Source organism: Dyadobacter fanqingshengii (genome assembly GCF_023822005.2).
Lineage (GTDB): Bacteria > Bacteroidota > Bacteroidia > Cytophagales > Spirosomataceae > Dyadobacter > Dyadobacter fanqingshengii.
On sequence record NZ_CP098806.1, the window covers coordinates 3,638,665 to 3,650,803 of the forward strand.

Consider the following 12,139-nt stretch of genomic DNA (forward strand, 5'->3'; position numbering starts at 1 on the left):
ATGTTACTAACAACGCTTATCTTGTCCTTATCAATTTTTTCAACACAAAAAGACAATAAGGAACCTGATAACATGAAATCTGAAATAATTGTCATCAAAGATCTGGACGCAAATGCCAAGCCGTACGCGTATTTCAATCTGGCAACAGGCAAAGCCGTTCCCGCAGGCGACGCCCAAACCGCAAACTGGGACATTGCATTCAGCAAAACGACCATAGCAGTAAACAGCGGCAGCAGCGGCCCGGGCCACGCCGGCGCATTGGTGGTTGAACAACCATTCGAAGCGATCACGGAAGCCCCGAAAGGCGGATACAAATCGGATCACGACGACACATTTGCCATTCCGGGCGGAAGTGGAAATTCGTGGTATAAATATGACATGAGCGTGCACGCAATCAGGACCATTCCGGGAAGAACGCTTCTCGTAAAGACGTCGGATGGCAAATATGCCAAAGTTCAGATCATTAGTTACTACAAAGGCGCCCCGGAAGAAGTGCCGACGGAAGAATCCAGTTATTTTACTTTTCGCTACGTATTAGCGGATGCAAATGGGAAGTTTTAATTGATCTTCAATGCACGAGAGACCTGGAAAGCGCTATGCTTTCCAGGTCTCTTTTATTTCGCAGCATATTTCCAGAGCCTGATTTTCCCTTCTTCCAGCCACTCAACAGCCGTGGCCATTCGCCTTTCTCTCGTCGCCTCTGTTTTTGCTTCGGTAATCCAGACTACGTATTCCTTTTTTTGAGAATAGCTGAAATTGTCAAATGTCTGCCGGGCTTTTGATGTCATTGCATTCAGAAAATATTCGGGCACGTCCAGTTCCTTACTTACTTCCGGTTTCTGTTCGCGCACAACTTTCACGCCGCTGTCGATCAACTGCATGGATTGAATTATAAAATCACCCAGAATGGATTCATCCGGCAAATCGTCAATTTTCTGGATTCTGCCTAAATGTCCCATGGAAGCCTTGTCACCCAAAGCCAGCATCTTATCCGGATCCGAAAGCCGCGACCCGTGCCAGAACCCTAGTGAACAATGCTGCTTGAATGATGCCATATTGCAAAGAATGCTTCCCTTGTATTCGAAATGCGGGAAGCTCCACTTCATGGTTTCCGTTGCGTCGGGACAATAAATGTGAATCAGATCGCGCAGGTAAGTAAGGATTGGGATAGCAAAATTGGCAGATTTCAAAATATAGGTGTCTATCCTTGGATCCGTTTTTTTCATGATCTTTTATTTTTCCAAAATCCCTTTCAAGTTATTCAATCCGTCCTGAAAATCCTTTCCGACGGATTCTTCCATTCCCATAAAAGGCAGCATTACGTTCATGGGTATAGGCATGGATCCGGAAAAGCCCCACTTTACTTTGGTCGCACTCGGATCAACTTCTTCGGTGATCATATAAGCGTCGTTCGAACTTTCAAAAGGCTCGATGAACCTGAGTTGCGTGTCCACGCGCTCGCCTTCCGTTATTTTGGTAATCTCCTGCTCCCCCTTCCCTACCTCTTTATTTCCTTCCCACATGGAAGTAAATCCCACGGTTCCGTCCGTTCCCGTATAATTCTTTTTAATGTTCGGGTCTTTACCCATCCATACGCTCCAGTTATCCTGGTTTTTCAGTGATTTGATGTATTCGAAAACCTGGGATTTAGGGCGGTTGATGATCACTTCCCTTTCAACTGCGTAGTCTTTTGGCATAATGAACGCCGCAATGAGGACGACAGCAATTATTCCTAAGATAATGTAGAGCACTTTTTTCATAAGGGGATTATTTTGAGGTGAATAAATAAACTTGTACTTAATTTCATCCAAATCTTCTATGCGCTCAATATTGACCATCCCGGCCTTTTCCAACACCCGGATCGACGCGGCATTACCCACATTCACATAAGCAATAACCTGCTTCGCAAGCAGTGTTTGCTTTGCAAAACCAATCAGTCCGCGTGCGATCTCCGTTGCGATCCCCTTCCCCCAATGCTCTTCCAAAATCCGGTAACCAATCTCGACCTCGCTCCCATCCATATCGAGCTTTGCCGTACCAATTAATTCGCCGGAATAACGGCCTTCAATTAAATATCTTCCCAAATAAGTGTCGTTTCCATATTCGGCCAGAAAAGTCCGCAGCATCTTATCTGACTCCTGACGGTCCAGCGCATGTCCCGTCACATATTTCATCACATTGTCATTATTACTTAACCTGAAATATTTGTCCCCGTCCGCTGCGGTCATCTTGGTCAGCACAAAGTTTTCGGTGCTTATGGTTTTAACTTTCATTGCGGCCAAACGTAGGTTATTATTCTAAATATACTCTGTTTCCCGATTAAGTCACATTGTTATCCCATTGTAATTTTATAAAAATCAAGGGATAAATCTCAAATTCAGCGGGATTTGTGGGCATATCTGCTAATTAACAGTCATTAACAACTGATATAATTTGCAGTATACATTTGAATTATTATATTTGGCAGCAGGCATCATTTTATCAAGATTCCTTTCCATTATTCCCAATCATTCTTGAATTCATTATAAAAGTATGGATTTTTCAATGTTCTGATTAAATCAGCATCATGACAAAAAGAACTTTTGTATTGTTTTTCAGCCTAGTTCACTTCCTGGCTCTCTCGCTGTCCGCAAAGCAGCCGGCCACGCTGTGCAAGCTTGATTACGGAACTGGGTTCTCGCCGTATTCGGTTGAAACAAGCGTTGAGTCGGCGGATGTGGTCATTGTGGACGATACCATTGATCCAAACCGCACCATCGTAAAAGCAGATGGATGCAAATGGCGAGAGAATTTATCAAAGCTGCTTCGGCACCGCCATTCAAGTTACCGGTTCGCTTCTTTCGAAACCGTTGTTTTTTCAAATTACTATTTTCTACGCAAGCCAAAGTTTATCCGCGAAAGTTTATTAGCGATAAATTTCACCGAAAGGGAAAACATTGTACTCCCTGGTTACTACGGCTTTCTGCACCGCCTTTGCCCATTCTAATTTCCTCATTGCAAGCTATGTTTGATTACTGACGGACGGGTTTACTGTGCCATAAAAAGCGCTGTGTATCTGTCCCGGATCAGCACATACATTTTGTTGGCTACACCAGCCAACATATAAGGCTATTCCTATCCCCCAAAAACTCATATCACATTAAAAATCAACTTATTATGAATAATTTCAGATGGTTTCTGCTTGCCTTGCCATGCGTACTCGCGTACGGCTGTACTTCGGAAGGCGCTAGTGAATCTAAAAAAGAAACTGCTATCCCCACCATTCCCGTTACGGAATTAGTCCCCCAAAAAACCGAAGTTTACCGCGAATATGTGGGTGACATTCACGCTGTCCGTAATGTTGAAATATATGCCCGCGTCAAAGGTTACCTGGAAGAAGTTTATGTAGATGAAGGCAAAGAAGTGAAGAAAGGACAAACATTGTTCAGGATCAACAATGAGGAATATGAGGCACAGCTGGCCTCCGCAAAAGCAAACCTTCAAAGTGCCATCGCAGAAGCAAAAGGTGCTGAGCTTGAACTGAAAAGGGTCAAACTGCTGGTTGAAAAAAATGTAATTGCCAAATCGGAAGTGGAAGTTGCAGAAGCAAAACTAGCGGCTGTGAATGCACGGATCGAAGAAGCACGTTCCGAAAAATCAAAGGCTGCCATTCACCTGGCTCAAACAGAGATTAAAGCCCCTTTCGACGGCATAGTGGACCGTATCCCGCATAAAATGGGCAGCCTGATTGACGAGGGAACATTACTGACAACACTTTCAGATACAAAAAGCGTTTTTGCCTATTTCAATGTTTCTGAAAATGAGTATCTCGAATATGTGAAAGCACGCGGGAAAGCCGAAAGTGCAACGGTGGTTGAATTGGAACTGGCAGATGGTTCATACTTCAAACAAAAAGGAACCGTAGAAACAATGGAAGGCGCATTCGATGAAGGAACCGGCTCTATAGCATTCAGGGCGCGGTTTAAAAATCCTGATAAATTGTTGAAACACGGATCCACAGGAACCATCAGACTGACGAACACGGTGGATAATGCGATTCTCGTGCCGCAAAAAGCCGCCTTCGAAATACAGGATAAGAACTTTGTATACGTGCTGGGGAAAGACAATGTGATTAAAACGCGCAGCTTTGTTCCGAAATCACGGTTAGCAGGATATTATGTGGTAAAATCAGGTTTGCAATCAGGAGAAACCATTGTGTACGAAGGACTTCAGGGATTGAAGGACGGGGCAACCATTACGCCTAAAAACATTCCGCTTGACAGTCTGAATGTGAAGGCAGCAAAAATAGAGCTGACCGCGCGCTAGGGTTCATTCTTCTCACCTGAATTTCAAATCATGTTTCAAAAATTTATAGAGAGGCCAGTGTTGTCACTGGTCATCTCAATCTTCATAACCTTACTCGGGCTTTTTGCGCTTGTAGACCTTCCCGTTTCACAGTTTCCGGACATTGTGCCGCCATCGGTTGTCGTAACGGCGACCTATACGGGTGCCAATTCAGAGGTCGGCGTGGATGCCGTTGCTGTTCCGCTCGAACGCGCCATCAATGGCGTGCCGGGCATGACTTACATGACCAGCGTGTCTGGCAACGATGGTGTTACAACCATTACAATCTCATTCAACGTGGGCATTGACCCCGATCTTGCGGCCGTAAACGTGCAAAACCGCGTTCAGACTGTCATTGACGAACTTCCGGAAGAAGTAATTAAAGCCGGTGTAACCACCGAAAAAGAAGTGAACAGTATGCTGATGTACCTGGACATTATGAGTTCGGATACATCTGTTGCTGAGGACTTTGTATATAATTTCGCCGACATTAACCTGCTCAAAGAACTGAAAAGGATTGATGGTGTGGGCCGGGCCGTTATCATGGGAAGCCGCGACTATTCCATGCGCGTTTGGTTAAAGCCAGACCGGATGAATGGTTATAATATTTCGGCAGATGATGTGGTTAAAGCAATCCGTGAGCAGAATGTTGTAGCCGCTCCAGGTAAAACCGGAGTCAGTTCAGGCCGGGAAGTGCAGGCGTTGCAATATGTGCTGAAATATACCGGGAAGTTGTTCGAGCCAGCTCAGTATGAAAATATCGTTTTGCGATCCAATCCCGACGGCTCCATGCTAAAATTGAAGGATGTAGCTGATATTGAGTTTGGTACACTTGAATACGATATGGCTTCAAAGTCTAACGGCAAGCCGTCCGCATCCATTATGCTGAAACAACGCCCGGGATCGAATGCACAGGAAGTCATTGCAAATGTGAAAAAGAAAGTAGCCGAACTGAAAGCGACGACATTCCCTCCCGGTATGGATTATATGGTTTCGTACGACGTCTCCCGCTTCCTTGACGCGTCTATTCACGAGGTTGTGCGCACGCTGATCGAAGCATTTATCCTTGTAATTATCATCGTTTACATATTCCTGCAAGATTTCCGTTCGACCCTTATTCCGGCGCTGGCGGTGCCTGTTGCATTGGTGGGAACGTTCGCATTTATGCAGTTATTCGGGTTTTCTATTAACCTTTTAACATTGTTTGCGCTTGTTCTGGCCATTGGGATTGTGGTGGATAATGCCATTGTCGTCGTCGAGGCCGTCCACGCGAAGATGGCCGAAAAACACCTGGATGCCCGCGAAGCGACCATTGAATCCATGAAAGAAATGAGCGGCGCGATCATTGCGATTACGCTGGTCATGTCAGCGGTTTTTGTTCCGGTTGCATTTATGTCCGGACCGGTGGGGATTTTTTATCGCCAGTTCTCGATTACCCTCGCCATTTCCATTGTGATTTCCGGGATTAATGCATTGACATTAACCCCCGCACTTTGCGCGTTAATGTTGAAAAACACCCACGGACAACCATCGAAAAACACGCTTCTCGACAAATTCTTCGCAGGATTTAATAAAGGCTACGACGGCATTTCAGCAAAATACAGGAAGTTGCTGGGCTTGATTATCAACAGAAGAGTAATCACGGTCGGATTATTAATAGCCTTCTGCGTAGCAACTTATGGAATCAACACAGTGCTTCCGACTGGTTTTATTCCCACAGAAGACCAGGGAGTTATCAATGTAAATGTGACTACTCCGGTGGCTGCTACGGTTGAAAGGACCGAAGCTGTTCTGGATGAAATTCAAAAAGTTGCAAAAGGGCTCGAAGCTGTCGAGTCTGTTTCGTCACTTTCAGGATACAGCCTGATCACAGAATCCGCGGGATCTTCCTACGGTATGGCTATGATCAACCTGAAACCCTGGGATGAGCGGACGGTGTCTGTTCAAGACATTATCTCCGAAATGGAGGCGAAAACCAAGCATATTACCGATGCGGAGATTCAGTTTTTCCCTCCACCCACCGTCCCCGGATTCGGTAATTCAAGTGGTTTCGAGCTCCGCGTGCAGGACCGCACAGGAAGCGACGACTTGCAGAAGACCGCAGAGATTACCAACAAATTTGTAAAAGACCTGATGGACTCGCCGGAAATTGCAAGCGCATTCAGCAGCTTCGACGCGAGTTTCCCGCAATATATGATCCATGTTGATCCGGATATAGCAGCAAAAAAAGGGGTTTCGGTTGATGTGGCGATGAGCACATTGCAAACTCTGATAGGAAGTTTGTACGCTTCCAACTTCATTCGCTTCGGGCAAATGTATAAAGTGATGGTCCAGGCCGATCCGAGTTTCAGGAAAAATCCGGAGGATATCCTTAAACTTTATGTAAAAAACAACCGTGGTGAAATGGTGCCGTTCTCGACATTCATCCGCCTCGAAAGGGTTTACGGACCTGAGTTGCTGACGCGTTATAATATGTACACCTCCGCCATGATTAATGGCGATGCGGCACCGGGTTATAGCAGCGGGGATGCCATTGAAGCTGTTGAGCGCGTGGCTGCTGCCAGTTTGCCGAGAGGTTTTACCTATGAATGGTCGGGCATGACGCGGGAAGAAATTCTTTCCGGTGACCAGGCTATTTACATTTTTGGCGTCTGTCTGATCTTCGTTTATCTACTGCTTGCGGCGCAATATGAAAGTTTCCTGCTTCCCTTGCCTGTTATACTTTCCTTACCAACCGGAATTTTCGGAGCATTCCTTGCATTGAAATTAATGGGATTGGAAAATAACATTTATGCGCAGGTATCACTCGTCATGCTCATTGGTTTACTGGGTAAAAATGCCATCCTGATTGTAGAATACGCGATTATCAGGCAAAAAGAAGGACGCTCCGTGATTGAAGCAGCGTTGGAAGGCGCCACAGAAAGGCTGCGTCCGATCCTCATGACTTCACTGGCATTTATAGCCGGACTTATTCCCCTGGTAATGGCCTCTGGCGCAGGTGCGATCGGTAACCGGTCCATCGGGACCGCTGCTGCTGGCGGGATGCTGATCGGAACATTGTTCGGGGTAATTATTATCCCTGGATTGTATGTGCTGTTTGCCAGCATGGTCAAACCAAAGAAACCGAAAGTAGTAAACCAACACGCAGAAGTTGTTCTGGAATAATCCCTGGCAGCCGGGCAAATCGTCCGGCTGCTTCCCTCACTGATCTTATATTTAATGAAAACATATAAAACGATATATAACCTCCTGCTCGCGGGCGCCCTTATGGGTGTGGCCGGGTGTAAGCTCACACAACCCATCGAGCAGAAAGCGCGCATCAATGCGCCTCAGACATTTGCTGACCAAACCGACTCAACAGGCATAGCAGCCATACAATGGAAATCATTTTTCAAAGACGCGCACCTGATAGCGCTGATCGATACTGCACTTCAAAACAACCTTGATTTGAAGATCGCTGCGCAAAGGATCGAGATGGTTAGGACAAACATTCTCGCTGCGCAGGGCGCATTGCTGCCATCCGTTTCCGCGGAAGTGACCGGCGGCGGCCGGAAATTTGGCGATTACACCATGGACGGCGTCGGGAATTATGACACGAATTTTTCAGAAAACATTGATGCGGACCGCAGGCTACCTGCCCCTTTCCTGCCGGATTATTTTATCGGGCTGAGAAGTTCCTGGGAAATTGATATCTGGGGGAAGCTGAAAACGCAGAAAAAAGCAGCCTATAACCGCGTGCTGGCCACTGAAAAGGCCCGCCACACGATCATTACAGGCCTTATTGCAGAAATTGCAAGTGCTTATTACGAGCTGATCGCGCTGGATACTGAAATGGCGATCATTCAAAAAAACATTGCCTTGCAACAATCGGCGGTGGAGACGATCAAAATCCAGAAAGAAGGCGGACGGGCTAATGAACTGGGCGTGCAACAACTCAGCGCGCAGCTGTTCAACACGCAAAGTCTCGAAGTTGAAAAACAACAGCAGATCATCGAATCGGAAAACAAACTTAATTTACTCCTCGGCCGTTTCCCGCAACCCATCGTTCGCAATACGATACTGGAACAAACGTTGCCTCAAACCGCTCAGGCAGGAGTTCCTGCCAATATGTTGAGAAGAAGACCGGACATTCAGCAAGCGCAATTTGACCTGCTTGCAAATTACTCCGAGCAACAGGCCGCGCAACTTGCGTTTCTGCCATCATTGAACATTACTGCATTTCTTGGTTTTAATTCATTTAAAAGCAATTTACTCCTCAATCCGGCCTCCATGGCGTATAATGCAATCGGAGGCCTAGCCGCGCCGCTTCTGAACAGTAAAGCCTTGAAGGCTGGACAAAAGAGGACAGAAGCTGCCAGCCTGGAAGCCTTATACACCTATAATAAGGCTGTGCTTACCGGTTTTCAGGAAGTAAGCACCAGTCTGAAAAAGCTGGAAAACAACAGGAGAATCAATGACTTCAAAACACAGGAAGTTGACGTGCTGCAACAAGCCGTGGTAACATCCAAAGACTTATTCGCGACAGGTTATGCTTCCTACCTGGAAGTAATCACCGCGCAAAGAAGTGTTTTAGAAGCCGAGCTGTCATTAACAGATGTTCAAAAGAATCAGTATTTAGCATTGATCGAGTTGTATCGTTCGCTGGGTGGCGGTTGGGAATAAAAAAAAGAGCCCGTACTGTCACCAGTGCGGGCTCTTCAATATGCTCTTAAATGTTACTTTTTCTTCGTTCCTGCGAAGCTTGGCTCTTTTGATATAACAATCAAGTCAGCTAGCATGCGACTGGTTTCGGTCAGATAAATGTCTTTCTTTTTCTTAACCTCTTTTGGAGCTTCAACAGCTTTACCGTCTTCTTCTTCCTCATCGTCAGCGCTATCTTCGCCAAGCTGCTTCATAGCAAGTCTTTTCTTTTCAGCTTCTGCGCGCTCAACTTTACGTTTCGACTCCTGTAAAGAAACCACTTTGTTTTCTCGGGCTTCTTTGAATTCATCAAGTGTTTTAACCAATGTTTTCAATTCCTCGTCGCTTTTCAGACGCTGATTGTGTTTGCCTTTCAGCTGGTCAACAACTTTTGCGTTAATGTTGTTGGTAGGCTCATAGCGTGATGATGGGATTTGATCCCAAGGCAATGCGCTCGGCTGTGAACCCTCACCATATTCGTTTACCTTGAATGCTGTTGGCAATTCCAGATCAGGCATAACACCTTTCAGCTGCGTACTGCTTCCGTTGATTCTATAAAACTTCGCCACAGTCAACTTCACTTGTCCCAGCTGATCTGTTTCCTTAGGCACCCATTGGTTCAGGTCGATCAACGTTTGCACGGTTCCTTTGCCATATGTTTGCTCTCCTACAATAATCCCACGTTTGTAATCCTGAATGGCAGCTGCAAAAATCTCTGATGCAGAAGCACTGAACCGGTTTACCATCACAGCCATCGGGCCGTCATAAGCAATGGCTGGATCATTATCAGACTGCACTTCCACTTCGCCCTGGCCTTCCTTCACCTGAACAACCGGTCCTCTGTTTATGAACAAACCGGTCAGTGAAACTGCTTCGGTTAACGAACCGCCTCCATTGTTTCGGAGGTCAATCACGATTCCGTCCACATTGGCTGCCTGCAATTCGGTAATCAGCTTTTGAACATCACGCGTTGTGCTTGAAAATTCTTTTTCTTTATGCTGCGCACCTTCGAAATCGCGGTAGAAAAGCGGAATATCGATCACACCGACCTTGTATTCTTTGTTAGCATTGTTAACCGAAACGATCTCGCTCTTAGCACGCTGCTCTTCCAATTTTATCTTTTCACGCACCAGTCTGTATTCTTTTGGAGGCGTGCCGGCTATTGCATCCGCAGAAATGATCTGCAAACGAACAACCGTTGATTTCGGACCTTTGATGAGCTTTACAGCGTCATCAACAAACCAGCCAACAATGTCGACCATTTTGCCTTCGTCGCCTTGGGCAACTGCAATGATCTTATCTTCTTTTTTAAGTTGCTTTCCTTTGAATGCAGGACCGCCTGGGATTACTTCCACGATTTTGATATAATTATCTTCCTCACGAAGCAATGCACCAATTCCTTCCAGTGACTGGCTCATTTCCTGCTTGAAACGATCCGCAGAAGTAGGCGCCATATAGCTTGTATGCGGGTCCATGGACTCAGCATAAGCATTCATGAACATTTGGAAAACCTGCTCTGTACGAATGCGGCCCAATGCGCGGTCACGGTTTTTGTAACGATCTCTTAAAGTTGAAACAACCGCCGTATCCGCCTTGCCCGACAATTTCAGATCCAGTGCTTCGCTCTTCAAATATTTGCGCCATGTATCATTCAACTCATCCGTGGTTTTAGCCCAGGTTGCCTTTTCGCGGTCTGTGTTCATGGATTCGTCCGCTGTAAAGTCAAATGGTTTTGGCTCTTTCAACAGGGTCTGAATGTAATCGCTTCTTTCCTTGTAACGTTTTCTAAAAACATTATACATGCTGAAAGGCACGTCCAGCTCTCTCTTCTGGAGATAATCGTCGAATGAATTTTTGTATTTTTCAAAATCTGCGAGATCGCTGGCCAGATAATAAAGCTTGCCATGATCTATTCCATCAATGTACTTATCAAAGATCGCTGCTGAAAGTGAGTCGCTGAGCCTGGTCTTTCTGTAATGATAACTGGAAAGAATACGGGTCGTCAGCTCCTCAGCTTTAAACTGAGCAGGAATAGGCTTGATATCCTCATCCATTGACACCTCTGCTGCTGGCACTAAAGCCGCTTTTTCCTGAACAGGCCCTCTCTGCCAGCCCAGTAATACTACCGGAATAAGCGTGATTAAGTACTTTTTCATTGTTGAACGTTTGCTATTTAACAATTTCTAATAATTCAACCTCAAACACCAGCGCTGAAAAAGCCGGAATCTGAGGGCCTGCTGCACGCTCTCCGTATGCAAGCTGGTAAGGAATGAATAATTTCCATTTCGACCCAACTGGCATTAGCTGTAACGCTTCTGTCCACCCTTTGATCACACCGTTAACCGGAAACTCTACTGGCTCACCTCTGTCAACTGAACTGTCAAAAACCGTTCCATTGGTCAATGTGCCATGGTAATGGGTTTTGACTTTATCTGTTGCGGTAGGCTTAGGACCATCACCTGTTTTAATGATCTGATATTGAAGGCCACTTTCAGTCGTGGTAACCCCTTCTTTTGTCTTATTTTCTGCTAAGAACTTTTCTCCCTCTACTTTGAACACGGCTCCTTTTTCTTCAGTTATTTTTTGGAAATATTCCCCTATGAATTTATTGGCATCTTCTGGCGTAAACGCAGTTTTGCCGCCTTTTAATGAAGCGTTGATGGTTTTCGTCAAAACTTCTGTATTGATATTCTCGATTCCTTGTGAACTTAATGAATTTGAGAAGCTTACACCGATCGCCGCTGACAAAGAATCCATCTGATTTTTGAGTACGGCGGGGGTTGCTGCTGCTTTTACAGGTGTGCCCGGTGCTTTCTTAACTGCTGCTGCCGGTTTTGTTGTCTTTTTGATAGTCTGTGCTGTGCTTCCTGTTGTTACCAAAACTGCTAATACGAAGGCTGCTAAAATGGTTTTTTCTAATTTGTACATTATGCTTGGAGAATGGTCAATGAAATTGAAATTCGATTTATAAGTGTTATTAACGAACTCAATTACAACAAAAACACAAATAGTACCTAAAAAAGTTTTAAAAATGTCAATTATGAAGGATAAACGGCAAAATCTTTTCCGGTGAAGTAGTTGGTCGAAATACCTTGGAAAAATCTAATTTTTAGAGACACGTTTTACTCAAAACATT

The 12,139-nt window shown here is 45.4% G+C and carries 9 protein-coding genes; 5 read left to right on the forward strand and 4 right to left on the reverse strand.

What is annotated here, in order from left to right; translation table 11 throughout:
- The first annotated feature begins 72 nt into the window (after positions 1-72).
- Positions 73-561 (forward strand): HmuY family protein, encoded by a 489-nt coding sequence (locus NFI81_RS15120; protein WP_234611622.1) that lies wholly within the window; start codon positions 73-75, stop codon positions 559-561.
- Positions 562-614: 53 nt separating this feature from the next.
- Here the strand turns inward: NFI81_RS15120 and NFI81_RS15125 are convergent, their stop codons facing one another.
- Together NFI81_RS15125 and NFI81_RS15130 are read right to left on the reverse strand one after the other, a co-directional pair.
- Entirely contained in the window at positions 615-1,226 is a 612-nt protein-coding gene (locus tag NFI81_RS15125; protein WP_234611621.1) for a YdeI/OmpD-associated family protein, read from the reverse strand.
- A gap of 6 nt (positions 1,227-1,232) precedes the next feature.
- Entirely contained in the window at positions 1,233-2,273 is a 1,041-nt protein-coding gene (locus NFI81_RS15130; RefSeq protein ID WP_234611620.1) for a GNAT family N-acetyltransferase, read from the reverse strand.
- A 293-nt stretch (positions 2,274-2,566) separates the two neighbouring features.
- Here NFI81_RS15130 and NFI81_RS15135 point away from each other — a divergent pair, with 293 nt between their 5' ends.
- From NFI81_RS15135 to NFI81_RS15150, 4 genes are all read left to right on the forward strand, one after another.
- Entirely contained in the window at positions 2,567-2,986 is a 420-nt protein-coding gene (locus NFI81_RS15135) for a hypothetical protein (RefSeq protein WP_234611619.1), read from the forward strand.
- Positions 2,987-3,156: 170 nt separating this feature from the next.
- Positions 3,157-4,305, forward strand: coding sequence for an efflux RND transporter periplasmic adaptor subunit (locus NFI81_RS15140; RefSeq protein WP_234611618.1), 1,149 nt, complete (start codon positions 3,157-3,159; stop codon positions 4,303-4,305).
- A gap of 30 nt (positions 4,306-4,335) precedes the next feature.
- Positions 4,336-7,488, forward strand: a complete 3,153-nt coding sequence (locus NFI81_RS15145; RefSeq protein ID WP_234611617.1) for an efflux RND transporter permease subunit — start codon at positions 4,336-4,338, stop codon at positions 7,486-7,488.
- 54 nt (positions 7,489-7,542) lie between these two features.
- A complete protein-coding gene (locus NFI81_RS15150) occupies positions 7,543-8,985 on the forward strand; it encodes an efflux transporter outer membrane subunit (RefSeq protein WP_234611616.1) in 1,443 nt (480 codons plus the stop codon).
- 53 nt (positions 8,986-9,038) lie between these two features.
- Here the strand turns inward: NFI81_RS15150 and NFI81_RS15155 are convergent, their stop codons facing one another.
- On the reverse strand, positions 9,039-11,159 hold the full coding sequence (locus NFI81_RS15155) for a carboxy terminal-processing peptidase (protein ID WP_234611615.1): 2,121 nt from the start codon (positions 11,157-11,159) through the stop codon (positions 9,039-9,041).
- Between the two features lie 13 nt (positions 11,160-11,172).
- Positions 11,173-11,931, reverse strand: coding sequence for a BamJ family beta-barrel-assembly machinery protein (bamJ, locus tag NFI81_RS15160; protein ID WP_234611614.1), 759 nt, complete (start codon positions 11,929-11,931; stop codon positions 11,173-11,175).
- Positions 11,932-12,139 lie beyond the last annotated feature (208 nt).